17 protein-coding genes and 1 tRNA gene are annotated in these 18,376 nt (G+C 70.5%); 9 read left to right on the top strand and 9 right to left on the bottom strand.

The genetic code is table 11. The annotated features are described in order from the left end of the window. Window positions 1-75: 75 nt before the first annotated feature. A complete protein-coding gene (locus tag TCUR_RS04510) occupies window positions 76-1,158 on the bottom strand; it encodes an NsdA family TPR-like regulatory protein (RefSeq protein WP_483754780.1) in 1,083 nt (360 codons plus the stop codon). 775 nt (window positions 1,159-1,933) lie between these two features. On the opposite strand from TCUR_RS04510, the gene TCUR_RS28475 reads away from it, so the two are divergent. Beyond that, the gene (locus TCUR_RS28475) at window positions 1,934-2,167 is read left to right on the top strand and encodes a helix-turn-helix domain-containing protein (protein ID WP_083789775.1); all 234 of its coding nucleotides are present in this window, start codon (window positions 1,934-1,936) and stop codon (window positions 2,165-2,167) included. A 166-nt stretch (window positions 2,168-2,333) separates the two neighbouring features. On the opposite strand, the gene TCUR_RS04505 is transcribed toward TCUR_RS28475, so the two are convergent. From TCUR_RS04505 to galU, 7 genes are all read right to left on the bottom strand, one after another. After that, a tRNA-Ala gene (locus tag TCUR_RS04505) sits at window positions 2,334-2,407 on the bottom strand. A gap of 58 nt (window positions 2,408-2,465) precedes the next feature. Further along, window positions 2,466-3,050 carry a divisome protein SepX/GlpR gene (gene sepX, locus TCUR_RS04500; protein WP_012851287.1) on the bottom strand — a complete coding sequence of 195 codons (585 nt, stop codon included), beginning with the start codon at window positions 3,048-3,050 and terminating at the stop codon, window positions 2,466-2,468. Between the two features lie 179 nt (window positions 3,051-3,229). Continuing rightward, window positions 3,230-3,862 carry a GNAT family N-acetyltransferase gene (locus TCUR_RS04495; RefSeq protein ID WP_245537048.1) on the bottom strand — a complete coding sequence of 211 codons (633 nt, stop codon included), beginning with the start codon at window positions 3,860-3,862 and terminating at the stop codon, window positions 3,230-3,232. A 49-nt stretch (window positions 3,863-3,911) separates the two neighbouring features. Then, window positions 3,912-4,412, bottom strand: a complete 501-nt coding sequence (locus TCUR_RS04490; protein ID WP_012851285.1) for a MogA/MoaB family molybdenum cofactor biosynthesis protein — start codon at window positions 4,410-4,412, stop codon at window positions 3,912-3,914. Then, window positions 4,409-4,900, bottom strand: a complete 492-nt coding sequence (moaC, locus tag TCUR_RS04485) for a cyclic pyranopterin monophosphate synthase MoaC (protein WP_012851284.1) — start codon at window positions 4,898-4,900, stop codon at window positions 4,409-4,411. The genes TCUR_RS04490 and moaC overlap by 4 nt, the downstream gene beginning before the upstream one ends. Window positions 4,901-5,000: 100 nt before the next feature. Further along, complete coding sequence (gene glp / locus TCUR_RS04480) at window positions 5,001-6,203, bottom strand: molybdotransferase-like divisome protein Glp (RefSeq protein WP_041440869.1); 1,203 nt, start codon at window positions 6,201-6,203, stop codon at window positions 5,001-5,003. 44 nt (window positions 6,204-6,247) lie between these two features. Continuing rightward, the gene (gene galU / locus TCUR_RS04475) at window positions 6,248-7,153 is read right to left on the bottom strand and encodes a UTP--glucose-1-phosphate uridylyltransferase GalU (protein WP_012851282.1); all 906 of its coding nucleotides are present in this window, start codon (window positions 7,151-7,153) and stop codon (window positions 6,248-6,250) included. A gap of 34 nt (window positions 7,154-7,187) precedes the next feature. On the opposite strand from galU, the gene TCUR_RS04470 reads away from it, so the two are divergent. From TCUR_RS04470 to mscL, 8 genes are all read left to right on the top strand, one after another. Continuing rightward, window positions 7,188-7,781, top strand: coding sequence for a 5-formyltetrahydrofolate cyclo-ligase (locus TCUR_RS04470; RefSeq protein WP_012851281.1), 594 nt, complete (start codon window positions 7,188-7,190; stop codon window positions 7,779-7,781). 208 nt (window positions 7,782-7,989) lie between these two features. Then, window positions 7,990-8,160 (top strand): hypothetical protein, encoded by a 171-nt coding sequence (locus TCUR_RS27760; RefSeq protein WP_245536975.1) that lies wholly within the window; start codon window positions 7,990-7,992, stop codon window positions 8,158-8,160. Next, window positions 8,161-9,318, top strand: a complete 1,158-nt coding sequence (locus TCUR_RS04465; RefSeq protein ID WP_342610203.1) for a potassium/proton antiporter — start codon at window positions 8,161-8,163, stop codon at window positions 9,316-9,318. 313 nt (window positions 9,319-9,631) lie between these two features. Continuing rightward, window positions 9,632-9,922, top strand: a complete 291-nt coding sequence (locus tag TCUR_RS04460; RefSeq protein WP_012851280.1) for an FmdB family zinc ribbon protein — start codon at window positions 9,632-9,634, stop codon at window positions 9,920-9,922. Between the two features lie 943 nt (window positions 9,923-10,865). Further along, window positions 10,866-13,007 carry an MMPL family transporter gene (locus TCUR_RS04450; RefSeq protein ID WP_012851277.1) on the top strand — a complete coding sequence of 714 codons (2,142 nt, stop codon included), beginning with the start codon at window positions 10,866-10,868 and terminating at the stop codon, window positions 13,005-13,007. Window positions 13,008-13,164: 157 nt separating this feature from the next. Beyond that, window positions 13,165-13,974: an S-methyl-5'-thioadenosine phosphorylase gene (locus tag TCUR_RS04445; RefSeq protein ID WP_041440862.1), complete on the top strand. Its 810-nt coding sequence runs from the start codon at window positions 13,165-13,167 to the stop codon at window positions 13,972-13,974. A 799-nt stretch (window positions 13,975-14,773) separates the two neighbouring features. Next, window positions 14,774-15,910: an SAF domain-containing protein gene (locus TCUR_RS25405; RefSeq protein WP_012851275.1), complete on the top strand. Its 1,137-nt coding sequence runs from the start codon at window positions 14,774-14,776 to the stop codon at window positions 15,908-15,910. A 211-nt stretch (window positions 15,911-16,121) separates the two neighbouring features. Continuing rightward, the gene (gene mscL / locus TCUR_RS04430) at window positions 16,122-16,526 is read left to right on the top strand and encodes a large conductance mechanosensitive channel protein MscL (protein ID WP_012851274.1); all 405 of its coding nucleotides are present in this window, start codon (window positions 16,122-16,124) and stop codon (window positions 16,524-16,526) included. A 586-nt stretch (window positions 16,527-17,112) separates the two neighbouring features. Here the strand turns inward: mscL and TCUR_RS04425 are convergent. After that, the gene (locus TCUR_RS04425) at window positions 17,113-18,165 is read right to left on the bottom strand and encodes a M15 family metallopeptidase (protein ID WP_012851273.1); all 1,053 of its coding nucleotides are present in this window, start codon (window positions 18,163-18,165) and stop codon (window positions 17,113-17,115) included. Window positions 18,166-18,376: the final 211 nt, after the last annotated feature.

Raw genomic sequence — 18,376 nt, 5'->3', positions numbered from 1 at the left:
GTAGCGTAGGCCCGTCGCGGCGGGACACGCGGCGCATGCAACGCCCTGGCCCCAGGTAGATGGGGCCAGGGCGCCCTAAAGTCGGCAGGGCAGGGCGTAATCCTCCGGAGGCCGGCCGGCGGCGCAGCGGATCGCATTTCCCGGCACCTGCCCCAGCGTCCCCACCCTCCCCGCAAAGAGTGGGGCTTCTTCGTTCCGGGGTTGAATCAGGCTCTTCGGGTCGATCACGAATACCTTCTCCGGCGGCGCGTGGTCGAGTACCTCCTCGACCAGCGGGCGCCGCGTCCACTCGCCGGGCGGCAGCGGCTGCACCGGCAGCTCCCGCCGCAGCCGCGCCGACCCGGTGCTCTCCACGATCGGCGCCGCCGCTGCCGCGATCTGGACCACCCGCTCCGGTTCCGGCACGGCGGCCAGCGCCCCGGCCCACCTCGTCCAGAACACCGCGTTATCGCGGCGTACCGACTGCGGCGCCTCCCCCAGGAGCCGGTCCCACAGGTCGGCGGCGGCCTGGTAGGCGCCCAGCCGCAGGTATGCGGTGGCGCGCTGGACGTCGATGTAGCCGCCGGTCCTTCGGCAGGCGTTGCCCCAGAGGTAGTCATCATCGACCTGGTCGACGAGATCGGCCGCCCGGTCCAGCAGCCGGTCCACGGTGTCCCGGTCTCCGCTGGGAAGCATGGTGCAGCCGTGTGCCTGGTGGACGAGCACCAAGACCCGCACCTTCGGGCACAGCCGGTGCTCATCGGCCAAAGCGGCGGTGGCGTAGTCGAAGACGGCCCGGCCGTCACCGAGGTCGATGGCCAGCATCGCCTTGTTCGTCAGCGCATAGGAGATCAGTTGCGGGTCGCCGGAGCGATGCGCCATGTCCAGGGCCGCCGCGCGCCAGTGGCCGGACCGTTCTACGTCACCGGCGTCCTGGTACAGCCGGCCCAGCAAGGAGGAATAGGCGACACCGGCGCCGAGGAGACCTTGCCGGGTGGGGGCATCGGCGGCGCGGCTCAGCTCCTCGATGAGTTGGGCCTGGGTGGCGACGGTGGGGATGAGGTGGCGGGGCCCAAGCCACATGTCCGCGCGGTAGTGGCCGGGCAACTGTTCCAGGAAGTACACAACCAGCTCCGGGGCGACAGGTCCCTGACGGCAGTAACGGCCGGCAGCCCCCACGGCACTGCTGTCCTCCAAGGTTTGGGGGGCCTGACTGAGGCGAGGGGGCGAACAGTTCAGCCTCTGGGATGCCGAACACCTCGGCGTACACCAGCCGGTACCGCTCGGTGGTCCGGGTGACCTGCCCCTTCTCCCACCGCTCGATACTGCGGGCCAGGCTCGCAACGGTCGGACGCTGAGTGTCGTCCATCACCGCCGGCATCTCCCGAGCCAGCCGAACCGCATCCCAACGCCGCTGCTTGCGCTCGGCCCGCAACCGCGCCCGCACCGCCGAGGTGGTCTCATAACCCACGAACTGCGCCTTCACTCTGGCGGCCACCGGCCCAAGCCGGAACCCCCGTCAAAAGCCGCCGGGGTCTGTCGTCCTCTGCCGCTCATTGTCGGCCAGCCCCAACGGTGCGGACGGGATTCGCTAACAGTGGCCGTGCGAATTCCTCGCTGTGCTGCCGAGACCGACGCGTCGGACATCCCGCGCGCCGTTCCCGCTTTTATTCCGAGCGATGGTGCCCGCCTGAAAGGGAGCCTATGCCCCTGAGGACCGCAGCCTGCACCGCGGCTGCAGCCTTTGCCCCTGGTTTAAGCGCCTATCTAGAAGTTCTGCACCTAACCCGGAACGAGGTCACCGCAGCCTAAGGACGCTGACAGCGCACCGATGGGGGTGCATCGAAGTTGCACCCCCAGCGTCCATCCCACCCGGTGAGGTCGTGGTCGGTATGCGTCCGCTCGGCGTGTTCGCCAACCGCTCTGACTCCCAGATCCGCCGGTCGCGCGGGCGATGCCGGGGCTGTCGTCGCTGCACGGGTCGCCGGCAGCGCAGATCGCCGTGCTTTTGAGGGGCGATCCGAGTACGGTGCGACGCTGGATCACCCGGTTCAACGCCAGCGAAGCGGGTGGCCTGTCCGGTCGGCCGCGCATTGGACGCCCACCGGGCGGATCGCAGATTGCCGGAGCGGCTCGGGCCATGGGCGGTACGGCGGATCTGACGAGTATCCAGGACGGCTGTCGGTGAGCGTGCACGGTGTACCGGTGGGTGCAGCAGGCCACCGAGCGGCTGGGAGGCCCCGGCCCCCGCACAGCAGGGCGGGCGGGCTCTGCTCCCAAATCCGCTCCCAAAACGGACACCAGACAGTGCAAGAGGCCGGTTCCGGGAGTCGGAACCGGCCTCTGACCTGCGGTGGAGCTGAGGGGATTTGAACCCCTGACCCCCTCGATGCGAACGAGGTGCGCTACCGGACTGCGCTACAGCCCCAAACAATGACTCCGCAAGATTAGCAAACTCCGGGAGTGCTTCGCGCACCGATATCGGGTCAGTCGCCGACGGCGCGGCGTTCGTCGGCGTGCTGGTCGAAGACCTCGCGGCCGGCGGGCAGGTCGATGACCTCGGCGTGGTGGGCGGGAGGGGCGGTGCGGCGGGCGTGGCGGGCCGCGGCGGCGCGGGCGCGGGCACGGGCCTCGGCCCGGCGGCGGGCGGCGTCCATGCCGGCGGCCACGCGCAGCAGGGCCAGGTGGCAGGCCAGGAGGACGGCGGCGGGCAGGGCGGTCCACCAGGGGGCGCGGGCGGTGGCGGTGACGGCGATGGCGGCGATCAGCAGGAGGGTGAGGCCGAACGTGCGGCGGCGGCGGCGAGCGATCACCGCGGCGCGGCCGGAGCGGCGGCGCACCGGGGGCGGGGGTGGCGGCGGGACCGGCGCGGGCTCGTCGTAGGGTGAGGAGTCGTCCTCCTCCACGGCGGGGTCCTCCAGGTCGGGCTCGTCCAGGTCGAGCTCGTCGATGGGCTCGGGACGCTTGTGGAGGATGCGGGAAAACCCGTCGTTGTCGCGGCGCAGCCACATGGGGACGAGGACCACGGCCCAGACCGCGACGATGGCGAGGTAGAGGAGGGTGCTGCTCAAGGGCCCTCCTCGACTGCACGCCAAGGACGCGGGCTGACCGTTGGCGCGCGCATGTTCACGTCCCGCACGGTAGGACTCACTGTCAGCGCTTGACGAGCATAAGAGGCGGTGTGTCGCGAGATCGCGAACGCCGTTGCCCGCCGTTTACCGGCGCTTTCTGTGTCGTAGGAAATCCACGGTCAGGAAGAAGATCGGGGGAAAGTCTGCTTCATGGTGGCCTGCCAGCGGGAACGCAGTCCGCCGGGCACGTCCTCGACGGTGAGGGCGTAACAGATGTGGTCACGCCAGGCTCCGTCGATGTGCAGCTGGCGGCGGCGAATTCCTTCTTCACGGAAACCCAGCTTTTCCACCACACGGCGACTGGCGGTGTTCTCGGGGCGGATATTGGCTTCCAGCCGGTGCAGCCCGACGGTGAAGAAGCAGTGGTCGACGGCCATGGCCACTGCGGTGGGGATCACCCCGCGCCCGGCGACCTGGCGGTCGATCCAGTAGCCGATCTGCGCCGACCTGGCCGAACCCCACACGATGGCGCCGATGGTGAGCTGTCCCACGAACTCGCCCTCGTAGGTGACCACCCAGGGCAGCGCGAGCCCCTGCCGGGCCTCCCGGCGCATGGTGTGCACCATGCTCAGGTACGGTCCCAACCCGGTCCGGAACAGCGGCGTCTCCGGGTTGGTCGGTTCCCACGGACGCAGCCAGTCGGCATTTCTGACGCGCAGATCCCGCCATCGGGCCGCGTCCCGCATCCGCAACGGCCGAAGGCCGACCGGCCCTTCGGTCAAGGTGACCGGCCAACCTCGCAAGTGTTCCACATCCTCAATAATCCCTCGCCGGATGTGCCGGCGCCATTGGCTGAGGTCATCAATTGGTGACGGGTGAATCATCGGTTCGCCGGTGGTCGCCGCCGGCGATCTGCTCGACGGCGTGCACCAGCACCGGTCCCAGCACCGCCATTCCGTCGCGGACCCCGCCGGTGGAGCCCGGCAGGTTGACGATCAGGGTGCGCCCGGCGATCCCGGCCAGCCCGCGCGACAGGATCGCGGTGGGCACTTTGTCGCGGCCCTGCAGCCGGATGGCCTCGGCGATTCCGGGGACCTCCCGTTCGATCACCCTCCGGGTCATCTCGGGGGTCCGGTCGGTGGGGGTCAGCCCGGTGCCGCCGGTGGTGACCACCACGTCGTAGCCGGCCGCCACCGCCTGCGACAGGACCTCGGCGACCGGTTCGCCGTCGGGGACGACCACCGGGCCGTCGACCCGGCAGCCCAGTTCGGCCAGCAGCTCGGCCAGCAGCGGCCCGGACCGGTCGGGGTAGACGCCCGCCGCGGCCCGGTTGGAGACCGTCACCGCCATCGCCCGGATCATGCCGGTCTCCGCCAGGTGCCGCTCTTGCCGCCGGTCTTCTCCTCGACGCGCACGTCGGTGATCGTGGCGGCCGGGTCGATGGCCTTGACCATGTCGATCAGCGTCAGGGCGGCCACGGTGACCGAGGTGAGCGCCTCCATCTCCACCCCGGTCCGGTCGGCGGTGCGGACGCGGGCCTCGATCGCCACGCCCTCGTCGCGGACGTCCAGGTCGACGCGGACGCCGTGGATGGCGATGGGGTGGCACAGCGGCACCAGGTCGGGGGTGCGTTTGGCGGCCTGGATGCCGGCGATGCGGGCCACCGCCAGCGCGTCCCCCTTGGGGACGTCCCCGGCGCGCAGGGTCGCCACGCATTCGGGTGACAGGCGGACGAAGCCACTGGCGGTGGCGGTGCGGGCGGTCACCTCCTTGGCCGAGACGTCGACCATGTGCGCCCGGCCGGACTCGTCCAGGTGCGAGAACCCCTGCGGGGATGCGGGCTCATTCACCTCGGCGTCCCCTGCCTTTCCGGGACGTCCCTGCGGGGACGGAGAAATGCTGACGCGCTCTCATCGTGGCTTTCGGAGTCGATGCGGATCTTGCGGAGTCTCATCGTGGCAGAGGCCAGACCTCCACCACTTCCCCCGCCCGCAGAACGTCGCGTTCCTCCGGGACCACGATCAGTGCGTCGGCCGAGGCCAGTGCGCTCATCTGGTGCGATCCTTGCGCCTGGGCGGGGACGGCCGACAGCCCTTGCGGGCCGTGCGTCAGGCGGGCGCGCAGGTAGTGGCGCAGCCCGGCCGGGGAGCGGACGTCCTCGGTGAGCGCGGCGGTGACGGTCGGCGGCGGCTGGGGCGGCAGTCCCTGCATGGCCTGCAGCGCCGGGCGCACGAACACCTGGAAGGAGACGTAGGCGCTGACGGGGTTGCCGGGCAGGGTGAAGACGGGGACGCCGTCCAGCAGCCCGAAGCCCTGGGGCTTGCCGGGGCGCATCGCCACCTTGGCGAAGGTCAGGGTGCCGCTCAGCGCCTCTTTGACCACGTCCCGGGCGCCCATCGACACCCCGCCGGTGGTGATGATCGCATCGGCGCGGGTCAGCTGTTCCCGCAGCGCCGTCAGCACCTCTTCCGGGGCGTCGGCCAGGGAGGTCTCCCGGAAGCCGACCCCGCCGGCCTCGTTCACGGCGGCGGTCAGCATGAAGCCGTTGGAGTCCCAGATCTGGCCGGGGGCCAGCGTGGTGCCCGGCTCGCGCAGCTCGTCCCCGGTGGACAGCACGACCACCCGCGGTTTGGGGCGGGCGCTGACCCGGGCGCGGCCGAGCGCGGCGAGCATGCCCAGCTGCGTGGCGCCCAGCCGCACGCCCGGCTGCAGCACCACCTGCCCGGCCCGGACGTCCTCCCCGGCCCGGCGGATGTGCCGGCCGGGAGGGACGGGGCGGGTGATGCGGACGGTGACGGTGCCGCCGTCGGTCCACTCCACGGGGACGACGGCGTCGGCTCCGGCGGGGATGGGCGCCCCGGTCATGATGCGGGTGCACAGACCGGGGCGGATCGCGCAGATGCCGGTGTCGCCGGCGGTCACGTCCCCGATCACCGACAGGGTGACCGGGGCGGCCGGTGAGGCGGCGGCCACGTCCGCCGCCACCACCGCGTACCCGTCCATGGCGGAGTTGTCGAACGGCGGCAGGGGGACCGGTGCGGACACCGGTTCGGCCAGCACGGCCCCCTGCGCCTCCGGCAGCGCCAGGTCGAGCGGTGCCAGCAGCGGCACCGTCTTGAGGATCTGGTCGAGGTGCTCGTCCACCGACCGCAGCTCCTGCGGCCGCGGCCGGTGGGCGTGGGAATCGAAGTGATCGTTCACGAGCCGTGCTTGTTGACGAACTCCCGAAGCCAGGGCATGAACTCCGGTGCCAGGTCTTCCCGTTCGGAGGCGAACTGCACCACGGTGCGCAGGTACTCCAGCTTGTTGCCGGTGTCGTAGCGCCGTCCCCGGAACAGTACGCCGTGCACCCCGCCGCCCTGGTCGGCGGGCATGTGGGCGAGGGTCAGCAGGGCGTCGGTCAGCTGGATCTCGCCGCCGCGGCCGGGCGGGGTCTTCTCCAGCACGTCGAAGACGGCCGGGTCGCAGACGTAGCGGCCGATGATGATCCACCGGCTGGGGGCCTGGTCGGCGGGGGGTTTTTCGACCAGGTCGGTGATGCGCACGGTGTCTTCCGAATCGGTCGGCTCGATGGCCGCGCACCCGTAGGCGGAGACCTGGTCGGGCTCGACCTCCATCAACGCCACCACGCTGCCGCCGTACCGCCGGCGGACTTCGATCATGCGGGTCAGCAGGGCGTCCCGCGCGTCGATCATGTCGTCGCCGAGCAGCACCGCGAACGGCTCGTCTCCCACGTGCTGGCGTGCGCAGTAGACCGCGTGGCCGAGCCCTTTGGGGTCGCCCTGCCGCACATAGTGGATGGTGGCCAGCTCGCTGGACTGCCGGACGGAGGCCAGCCGCTCCTCGTCGCCCTTGGCGCGCAGCGCCTCCTCAAGTTCGTAAGCCCTATCGAAATGGTCTTCAATAGAACGTTTGCTGCGCCCTGTGATCATCAGCACATCGGTCAACCCCGCGGCCACCGCTTCTTCGACCACGTACTGGATCGCCGGTTTGTCGACGATGGGCAGCATCTCCTTGGGGGTGGCCTTGGTGGCGGGCAAGAATCGGGTACCGAGGCCGGCCGCAGGGACGACGGCCTTCGTCACAGGTTTCATGTCAGGCATGAACAGACCCTAACCGCTTTGTGAGGACCCCAGCGTGCAGAATACCGAGTCGAAATCTAAGCTCCGCAGGCGGTTTCTGGCCGCCCGCGCCGCTTTGGACGAAAGTGAACGGGCCGCCGCCGGCCGGGCATTGCGCGACGAACTGCTCGGGCTGCCGGAGGTGGAGATGGCCGCCTCGGTGGCCGCCTACATGTCGTTCGGCAGTGAGCCGGAGACCCACCGCCTGATTTTCGCGTTGTGGAAGCGCGGAACGTATGTGCTGTTGCCGCGGCTGCTGCCGGACGGCGATCTGGATTGGGCCTCTTATGAGGGCCCGGACTCGATGGCCCCGGCGTCCCGGCCGGGGTCGGCGGGGATGCTGGAGCCGACCGAGCCGTCGCGCGGCCGCGAGGCGATCAAGGCGGCGGACGTGGTGCTGGTCCCGGCGCTGGCGGTGGACCGCACGGGGGTGCGGCTGGGCCGGGGCGCCGGTTCCTATGACCGGGCGCTGGCCCGGGTGGAGCCGGGGATCCTCACGGTGGGGCTGGTGTACGACCACGAGCTGGTCGATGAGCTTCCCGCCGAGCCGCACGACCAGCGGCTGAAGGCCGTCGTGACCCCTTCGCAGGGGCTGGTGCGCTTTTCCTGAGCCCTTCTGGAGGCCGGGGGCCGGTTCCTTCGCCGCCGGGACCTCGTCCCAGGTGAGCGCGGTGAGGCGGGGAAGCCCGCGATGGCCGGCGCGGCGGTGCCGTTGCGTGCCGCCGCGCCGCTTTGAGTTAACCGTATGTGCGCAGTTACCCGACTCTCTCTGTAGGATCCCTACACGAATCACTCGGACGAGACGCAAAGGGTGGAATGTGCGGCTCGACATATGGCTGCTGGTCGGGGCCGCGCTGGTGCTGATCCTGGTCGAGGGCGGCCTGACCACCAGCTGGCGCCACGTCAAACCCGCCGTCCCGGTGGCGCTGGCGCTGGCGACCGTGGGGATCGGCGTCAGCATCGCGGTGGTGGGGGTGGCCGCGCACTAGCTGCTGGGGCTGGACTGGCGGCTGGCGTTCCTGCTGGGCACGGTGCTGGCGCCCACGGACGCGGCGGCGGTGTTCTCGGTGCTGCGGCGGCTGCCGATCCCGCACCGGCTGGCCGGGATCCTGGAGGCCGAGTCCGGCTTCAACGACGCCCCCGTCATCCTCATCGTCGTGCTGCTGAGCACCACCGACGCGCACGGGCCCGGGCCGTGGCTGGTGGTCCCGCTGATGGCCTACGAGCTGGCGGCCGGGGCCGCGGTGGGGCTGGTGACGGCCTGGCTGGGGATCTTCGCGCTGCGGCGGGCCGCGCTGCCGGCCTCGGGCCTGTACCCGATCGCGGTGATGTCGCTGGCGGTCGGCTCCTATGGGGCGGCCACGCTGATCCACTCCAGCGGCTTCATGGCCTGCTACCTGTGCGCCCTGGCGCTGGGGAACGCCCGGCTGCCGCACCGGCCGGCCACCCGCGGTTTCGCCGAGGGCATCGCGTGGCTGGCGCAGATCGGGCTGTTCGTGATGCTGGGGCTGGTGGCCGAGCCGTCGGATCTGCCCGCCCAGGTGATCCCGGCGCTGGTGGCCGGGTCGGTGCTGGTGCTGGTGGCCCGGCCGCTGTCGGTGTGGGCCTCCACGCTGGGCTTCGGGGTCTCCCGCAAGGAGCGGATCTTCCTGTCCTGGGCCGGGCTGCGCGGGGCGGTGCCGGTGGTGTTCGCCACCGTGCCGCTGTCAGAGGGGGTGCCCGGCGCCGACCGGCTGTTCGCGCTGGTCTTCGTGATCGTGGTGGTCTTCACCCTGCTGCAGGCCCCCACCCTGCCGCCGGTGGCCCGCGCGCTGCGCATCTCCGCCGAGGGCGAGGCCCAGGACCTGGACGTCGAGGCCGCCCCCCTGGAGCAGTTGCAGGCCGATCTGCTGCAGGTCCGCATCCCGGAGGACTCGGCGCTCAGCGGGGTGGAGATCTTCGAGCTGCGGCTGCCCGCCAAGGCGTCCATCACCCTCATCGTGCGCGACGGCCGCAGTTTCGTCCCCGGGCCGACCACCGTGCTGCGCGGCGGGGACGTGCTGCTGGTCGTGGCCACCGCCGATGTGCGCGAGGCCACCGAACGGCGGCTGCGGGCCGTCAGCCGCCGCGGCAAGCTGGCCGGATGGTTCGGCGAAAAAGGTGACTGACATCACATTTCCGGTGGCGCGGGTGCGGCCGCCGCATGCCGGACGCAGGGAGCGGGCCGGATCTCAGCGTCCGGCCGGTTGCGGCCCGTCGCCCTTGCGGACGGGGGCACGCAGGTCCCCCTCCCCCCGCATCGGAGCGGGTTTCTCCTGGTCAGGCGGCCCTCATGGGCGCTGTGGCGGAAGCGCCCCTTCGGCGGAGGGCAGCCGGGCCGATGGGATGTGCGGGGTTGCGTGAGCAGTACTATTAGCAGTCGTGTCATGAGAGTGCCAGTCTGCGGATCTTCCGCGGGCTGTGGCGGCAAGGAGGAGACCCGTGCCGACGTATGAGTACGTGTGCACCGACTGCAGCGAGCGCCTCGAGGTCGTGCAGAAGTTCAGCGACGACCCGCTGACCGAGTGCCCGTCGTGCAAGGGCCGGCTGCGCAAGGTCTTCTCCGCGGCCGGGATCATCTTCAAGGGCAGCGGTTTCTACCGGACCGACAGCCGCAGCGGCGGCGGCAAGTCGAGTTCCTCGTCCGCCAAGTCCGACTCTTCGAGCAAGTCCGACTCCTCGAGCAGCTCCGGCACGTCGTCCTCCTCCGACTCCAGCTCCAAGGTCGCCTGATCTCGTCCGTCCAGGTCCCCTGCGGGCGGACGGACGATCACCTCTGCCCGGCCGCTCGGGCCTTCCGGAACGGCATCGGCGCCACGCGCCCGCGGGCTTTCGGGGTCCGGTGCCGGCCGGACCGGCGGTCTTGGAACGCGAGGCTTGGGGTGCTCCTCCACCGCCGCCCGCCTCATCCGTCTTGGACGGCGACCGGAGGTCCTGAGGGCACGGCCGCAGGACACCCGGCCGCGGACGCCGCGCCGTGCTTTTCCGTGCCCTCGTCTCACAGCCGAGACGAGCGCATCGCCATGGGCAACAATGCCGTGACATGAGGCGACGCCGAATTCATGGGTCCCGGCGTCCCAAGACCTGAAGCTACGCATGCGGAAAGGCCTGCTGCGGCCGTCCGGGCACGTTCATATAGGCCCCGGTGACGAAGAGGGTCACCGGGGCCTTGTGCATGCGCGTCCGCACGGGCTCAAGAGGCAAAGACCGCTGCATGCGGACGCTTCTTCTCCGTGCATCCCACTTCTTTCGAGGTGGGCTCTTGGAGGCCGAAAAATTCCTCAACAATGGGAGGCTCGCCTCATCCCGGCTCATGGGATTGATTCAGCATTTCGGCCTGCAGAAAAATCGGTAAGGCCTGGCGGTCGGAGCGAAGGCGGTCTCCTCCCCAGGGTGGACCGCCTCGCCGTCGTCTCCCTCCCGGGGCGCAGCCGCCATCCCCGTCTGCGGGACGATGCACACCCGTTCCCGCCGCCCGACCATCGACTCATGCGGCAGGTTCCCGGGCGGCGCGTTCCGCATGCCGGTGGAGTCCCCGGCACGGCCGAGGCGGACCGTGGGAGGGCGCCGGGTGAGGCGGCTCACCCCTCGCTTCTTCGAGATATTACTTGACATACCTCCGAAGCCGAGACAGTCTGCTGCCCATAGACACGACATATCTCAAATGGGGGACATCATGACCGCACCAGGTCAGACGCCGCCCCAGGGACGGTGGGCCCGGCTCGCCGCGCTGCCCGTCGACGGCAGGGCGAAGTGGGCCGTGCTGGCCCTGTGGATCGTGCTGCTGGCGCTGGTCGGCCCGCTGGCGGGCCGGCTGTCGGAGGTGGAAAAGAACGACGCCGCCGCATGGCTGCCGGGCGGCGCCGAGTCCACCCAGGTCGTCGAGCTGCAAAAACGCTTCCGCGACGAGGAGATCTCGCTGGCGGTGATCGTCTATGAGCGACCCTCGGGGATCACCGCCGCCGACCACGCCAAGGCGCAGGCCGACCTGGGGCCGCTGAGCCGGCTGCCGGGCGCGCGGCAGCCCCAAGGCCCCATCCCCGCCAAGAACGGCAAGGCGCTGCAGACCCTCCTCCCGCTGGAGGACGCCGACCAGGTCAAGGCCGTCGAAGAGGCCCGGGAACTGGTCAAGCGCGGCCCGCCGGGCCTGACCGCGCACGTGACCGGCCCGGCCGGCGCCGGCAGCGACATGATCAAGGTGTTCGAGACCATCGACGGCTTCCTGCTGCTGGCCGCCGGGTCCGTGGTGATCGTGCTGCTGCTGCTCATCTACCGCAGCCCGGTGCTGTGGCTGATCCCGGTGCTGAGCGCGCTGGCCGCCCTCGGCCTGGCGCAGGGCCTGGTCTACCTGCTGGCCAAGCACGCCGGGTTGACCGTCAACGGCCAAAGCGCCGGCATCTTGACCGTGCTGGTGTTCGGGGTGGCCACCGACTATGCGCTGCTGCTGGTCGCCCGCTACCGCGAGGAACTGCACCGCCACCGCGACCGGCACGAGGCCATGGCGTTCGCGCTGCACCGCGCCGGCCCGGCCATCGTGGCCTCCGCCGGGACCGTCAGCCTGGGGCTGCTGTGCCTGGTGGCCGCCGACCTGAACTCCACCGCCGGGCTGGGCCCGGTCGCCGCCGCCGGAGTGGTCACCGCGCTGCTGGCCATGACCACGCTGCTGCCCGCGCTGCTGGTCATCTTCGGCCGGTGGCTGTTTTGGCCGTTGATCCCCCGCTACGACGCCAAATACCTGGCGCCTGAGGCGTATGAGACCGAGCACGGCTTCTGGTCGGGCATCGCCCGCCTGGTGGGCCGGCGCCCCCGGATGCTGGCCGCGGGGATCTCGCTCGTCCTGGTGGGGGCGGCCTTCGGCCTCGGCTCGTTCAAGGCCGAGGGCGTCTCAGACGCCGGCCAGTTCGTCGGCAAGCCGGACTCGATCGCCGGTGCCGAAGCGCTCGCCCGGCACTACCCGGCGGGTGCGGGGAACCCGGCGATCGTCATCGGCGATGCCGCCGCCTCCGGGCTGCTGGACGCGGCGATCGCCGAGACGCGGGGCGTGGCCGAGGTCAGTGCGCCGGTCACCGCCGGCGGCCTGGTCCGCTACGAGGTGACCTTGGCCGACCCCGCCGACAGCAAGGCCGCTCAGCGCACCATCGACCGGCTGCGCGAAGCGGTGCACGCCGTCCCCGGGGCCGACGCCAAGGTCGGCGGCGTCACCGCCACCACCGTGGACATCAACCGGGCCGCCGTCCGCGACAACCTGGTGATCATCCCGATCGTGCTGGTGGTGGTGCTGGGCATCCTGGTGGCGCTGCTGCGGGCGCTGGTGGCGCCGCTGCTGATGATGGGCACCGTGCTGCTGTCGTTCCTGGCCACCCTGGGCGTCAGCGGGCTGGTCTTCACGCACCTCTTCGGCTTCGAGGGCACCGACCCGGGATTCCCGCTGCTGGCGTTCATCTTCCTGGTGGCGCTGGGCGTGGACTACAACATCTTCCTGATGCACCGGGTCCGCGAGGAGTCGCAGACCCTGGGCACCCGCCGCGGCGTGCTGCGCGGCCTGACCGTCACCGGCGGCGTGATCACCTCCGCCGGCCTGGTGCTGGCCGCCACGTTCGCCGCGCTGCTGACCCTGCCGCTGGTGATGATGGTCGAGATGGGCTTCGTGGTGGCGTTCGGGGTGCTGCTGGACACCTTCGTCGTCCGGTCCCTGCTGCTGCCGGCGCTGTGCCACGACCTGGACCGCCGCATCTGGTTCCCCAGCCGCCTGGGTCGTGCCGCTCCCCCCGCCGGGCCGGATGAGCCGGAGTCCCAGCGGGTCCTGCAGCGCGCCTGACCTGCGTCCCTGCCCCCGCGAGCGGTGCCGGCGCCGCTCGCGGGGGCCTTTTCGTCCGCCGCCGGCCGCAAGAGCGGCGCTCCGCACGGATCGTGCGGTTATCCACAATCGGCGGGGAAGCTCCCGTGTGGTCCGGCCGCTGGTTAAGGTCGGCGCCATGACTACCTCCACCGCCACGATCGGGGTCATCGGCGGATCCGGTTTCTATTCGTTCCTGGACGACATCGAGGAGGTCCGCCTCGACACCCCCTACGGTCCGCCGAGCGACCCGATAGCGGTCGGCACGGTCGCCGGCCGCACGGTCGCCTTCATCCCCCGGCATGGACGCGACCACCGCTATCCCCCGCACAAGATCCCCTACCGCGCCAACTTGTGGGCGCTGCGTTCCCTCGGCGTCCGCCAGGTGCTCGCCCCCAGCGCGGTCGGCTCGCTGGTGCCCCAGTACGGTCCGGGCACCCTCGCCGTCCCCGACCAGCTCGTCGACCGCACCTACGGGCGCGTCCAGACCTTCTACGAAGAGGGCGGCGCCATCCATGTCTCCTTCGCCGACCCGTACTGCCCGGTGGGCCGCCGGGTCGTCCTCGACACCGCGCGCAAGGCCGACTGGGAGCCCGTCGACGGAGGCACCCTCGTCGTCATCGAAGGTCCCCGTTTCTCCACCCGCGCCGAGTCGCAGTGGTACGCCGCCCAGGGCTGGACGCTGGTCGGCATGACCGGCCATCCCGAGGCCGTCCTGGCCCGTGAACTGGCCCTGTGCTACACCCCGATCTGCCTCGTCACCGACCTGGACGCGGGCATCGAGGAAGGCGAAGGGGTCACCATGGAGGAGGTCTTCCGTGTCTTCGCCAAGAACGTCAACCGGCTGCGCTCCCTGGTCACCGCCGTGGTCGAGGCCCTCCCCGCCGATCGCGACTGCCCCTGCCCTCACGCACTGGACGACATGAACCTCCCGCTGCAACTGCCCTGACCCCTCCCCGGGCGGAAGGCCGCTTCGCACCCACCGGGCAGGGCTTTCAGCACGCCGTTCCTGCGGGTCCAAGCGGGTTCCTCACAGTCAAGGGCGACTGTGACGCCCCCAGCGGGCGCCACCGAGGACTTCCGCTGCCCGCGCCCGAAACCGCGTGGTGATGGGTGGCCTGTGCGTCCCGGTTCGGAACATCCTGGCCTTCGGTCGGCTCCTTCTTCCCCGGGCCTGTCTTCCCCGGCCCGGTTACCGCTACAACGCCACCGAACCCTGCCAGCGCACCGTCCCTGAGCCGAGATGGGTGGATCGCAGTTGAGAACGATGCCGTGACCTGAGACGCCACGGCACCGGGCATCGTCGATGCCCTCGTCTCCGGCGCTTAAGGCCACGTGTTGAGAAAAGGTTCACCGGCGAACACTCACGGCCGAGCCCCACCAGAGCCGTATCGGCAGTGAGGTTGTCCCAACGCCCTGGTGTCCCGAAGAAGCGGCAACACGTCGGGGCCGCGGAAAGACCCTGGTGAGGGCGCGGACGGGGCGTCCCCGAGCGGGCTGTCACGGTCAGGACGGGATTTGGCCGACCGTGCCATGCCCCCGTCAGGGGCGTCACGAGATGGGCTCCGTCTTCGCTGAGAAAACCTCCGCGGACCTTTTCGCCAAGCGGTTCCGGGAGCCTCGACGGTTTCCGAGGCCATGACATCGCAGGTCACGGCCTCATCCCTGAGTGCGGCGCCCCATTCCGGCCTGCGGGAACGGCATGGCGAAAACGGTTCACCGAAAAATCTCGCCGAAAGGAGAACGCGATGAAGCACGCGAACACGGCCTCTCAACGCACCACTCGGGCCGTCGTCATGCGTTTAAAGCGTCACCGCCGTCTGGTCGCGGCCGTCCTCGCCGCCCTGTCGGTGGCGTTCGGCCTGGCCGCCGTCCACCCGCCCGCCCCGGCCGGCGTGCGGGTCCTCACCGCGGCCCGTGACCTTCCCGGCGGAACCGAGCTGCGCGAGCAGGACATACGGCCCGTCATGATGCCGTCCGCCGCCGTTCCCGACGGAGCGCTGCGGGACCGTGTCGTCGGCCGGGTCCTGGCCGGCCCGATGAGGCGAGGCGAGATCGTCACCGACACCCGCCTGGTCGGTGACGGGCTGCTCAAGGGGTACGGGCCCGGCACCGTCGCCGCCCCGATCCGTGTGGCCGACACCGCCGCGCTTCGCCTGCTGCGCCCAGGAGACCGCATCGATGTCTTCGCCACCGCGTTCTCAGGCGGCTCCGGCATCGCCGATCTGAACGTGGACGATCTGAATCCCCCTGCCCCCGGCACCGGCGACCTCTCCTCCCGGCCACCGGTCGGCTCCGCCTCATCTCCGGACGCTTCCGGCTCCCCCTCCTCCGAATCAAAGTCCTCCGGCTCGGACGCCTCCGACTCGGACCCGCCCACAGCAAACCCGAGCGGTTCACCCTCCCCCGGCTCCCCCTCCCGAACGGCGCCGTCCTTCGCACCCTCAGATGGGAGCGGACCAGCTCTATCCGGACCGCCGTCCACGCCGGGCTCACCTGTTCCGGTCCCGCTCGCCTCCGGCCAAGACGGATCTGCCATGAGGGCTCATCCGGCCGGGGGAGGCGCAGACGGTTCCAAGCCCGCCGGAGCGCTTCACCCAGCCGGGAGCCCTGCCCGGCAGGTCAGCCCGGTGGCCGCCCGAAGGTCCCCTGGCGGGAACCGGCCGGCCGGCCGCTCCGATGCCGGCGGATCGCATCCGATCCCGGTGGGGTTCCCGCCGGCACGGCTGGTGGCGGCGGCGTTGCCGGTGCTCGCGGTGCTCCGGGACGACGCCCGAACCGGCGAGGAGGGAGGCCTGGTCGTCGTGGCCGCCACGCGGGAGCAGGCCGCCGTGCTGGCCGGAGCCTCGGGCGCACGGCTCTCCGTAACGATCGTCACAAGCTGATCCGCCCTTCGGCTCGCCGGCGATAGAGGTTCACCCAAGATCAGCCAGGACGGCTCTTTCCAGCGCGCCCTGACGCCCCTTGTCAGATAGCTTCCGCGAGAATCCGAGGCCACTTCCCGTCTCCCTCGACCGGGCTGCCCCGGCTGCACCGCCATTGCGCCGGGCGGATGGGACGCGCGTCGCAAGAGGTCCGACAATCACGGAGACATCAATGAAAGGCTTCAAGAAGTTCCTGCTGCGGGGAAACCTGGTCGAGCTCGCGGTGGCGGTCGTCATCGGTTCCGCGTTCGGGGCACTGATCACCAGCTTCGTCACCGCCTTCATCACCCCGCTCATCGCCCTGCTGGGCGGCCAGCCCGACTACCAGTCCCTCTCTTTCACCGTCAACGGCACCAAGTTCCCCTACGGGGTGTTCCTCACCTCGGCGATCTCCTTCCTGATCATCGCCGCGGTGGTCTACTTCTTCGTCGTCCTGCCGATGGGCAGGCTGCTGCTCCTCATGCAGCGCCGGGAGGAGGCGACCGAGCGCGAGTGCCCGCATTGCCTGAGCGACATCCCGCTGCGCGCCACCCGCTGCCGGTTCTGCACTTCGGAGGTCGAACCGGCCACCGGCTGAGCTCGCGACCCGGGCGCATCCCATCCGCACACGAACGCCTGCGTCCTCTTTGAGGAGGGCCGTATGAGGCTGCCGAGCAGCCCGTTTCGCGAAAGCCGCAGAGCACCTGGCAGAGGGGCGTCCGCCGCAGTCTTCGCACCGAGACGGCGCAGCCCACGCCCTCACCGGGACGGCGGTGCGCCCGCCGTGGTGCCGGTGAACGCCCCCGCAGTCAACCGCCTTGGTCCCGCATACCGCCGGGTACCGCCCCTTGCCGGTGCTGCAAGCCGTCGTTCTCGGCGGTGCCCACGACCGAAGAGGCGTCATCCTGCCCTACGGCTTGACGGCTCTGCACCGCTTTCCGTGCGCAAAACGCACCTCGCGGCGAGCCTTCCGCGAAGGAACTCACCGAGGTTCTCTTAGGGGCTGCGCCGTATCGCCCTCCACCGGGGCGAAGGCACGCCCGACCGCTCCGGTGGCCCTTCATCCCCGGTGGCGACGGCGTGCGCGGGTCGCCTCGCTCTTCTCCTGGTCTTCATCGGCGCTCATGCGCCGCGGCCTGCGGGCCGATGTCTCCTTTCGGCGGCACCAGCTCGTTGAGAAAACCTCAGTGCTCGGAGCCGAACTCCCAGTGCCAGGGTTCGAAGGGATTGCTGTAGGCCCAGCTCGGGTGGAACCAGCCGTACTTGCGGGAGTTGGCCTCCATCCAGTTGAACTGGACCGAACCGGAGATCTGCACGCCGCCGCACAGGTCCACCGCCGTGCCCAGCCCGTGGTTGCTGCGTCCGGGAATCGCGGCGAACCCCGGGCGCCGGTAGTAGATCTGTTGTTGCTCGCTCAGGCTCCGGTAAGAGTCCGTGACGCAGATGTCCCGTCCGAACCGTTTCCTGTAGGCCGTGTTCAGCTGGTAGAAGGCCCTGGCGGCGTCGGCTCGCAAATACTCCCCCTTCTGCGGCAGGGGGCACAGGTACTTGGAGGGGATCAGCCCGTTCGGGTACCTGCGCGCGTCGGCGACCAGATCCTCCGGGCAGCTCAGCAGCAGCCGTCTTTCCCTGCTGACGTCAAGCTGGTCGAGCATGGCGGTGAGCTGCGCGGTCAGCTCGGCGGACCGCTGCTTGAGCGCTTGGATCTGCTGCTGCAGCCGGGTCTGCTCGACGGCGTTGCGCGACTGCAGCTCCTGGGCGGTGGAGGCCAGCTTCTCGTACCGCTCCTGCAGCTCGTCGGCCCGCTGGATCAGTTTCTGCTGCCCCATGGCGATGTGCGCCAAATCCGCCGTCATGCGCAGCGAGGCCATCGAGTCGCCGCCGTTCAAGAGCCCCAGCATCCCGGTAGAGCCCGGGTTCTGGTAGACGGTGTTCGCCAGCTGGGCGAGCGGGGCCCGGATCCGGTTCAGCTCCGCCTCGGCCTTGCCCAGCTCCTGCAGGGTCCTGCGCAGCTTCTCCTGGGACTTGGCCAGCTCCTTCTTGCCGCTCTCCCACTTCTTGGTGGCCTTCTCCAGGTCTTCGCGTGCCTTGTCGGCCTCACGGCGAAGCCGTTCGACGGGGTCGGTCGCGCTCCGGGCGGCCGCCGCCGGCACCCAACCCTGCGGAGCGCAGAGCACCGCGAGCAGCGTCACCACCAGAAAAGCCGCGCCCAGCGCCGCTGATCGCTGGATCAGCACCTGCGTGTCCTCCGGGAACCGGGAAGTGGAATCGCAGGAACGCTACTACAGGTTGCCTCCTCGACCAGGCACAACCGACGTCAATCCGCGTGATAACCCCGATGTTCGCACCAGCGACGCATGAAGGGGTTGTAACGCCAACTATCCGGACATTCAGGGCGATCCGGCTTGGCCGACCGCCGGGGCCGAGGCCGGGGACTTTCCTTCGGCC

The sequence above is a fragment of the Thermomonospora curvata DSM 43183 genome, assembly GCF_000024385.1.
Lineage (GTDB): Bacteria > Actinomycetota > Actinomycetes > Streptosporangiales > Streptosporangiaceae > Thermomonospora > Thermomonospora curvata.
Note: the sequence above shows the minus strand (reverse complement) of the source record. Positions and strands in the feature narration are given on the sequence as shown.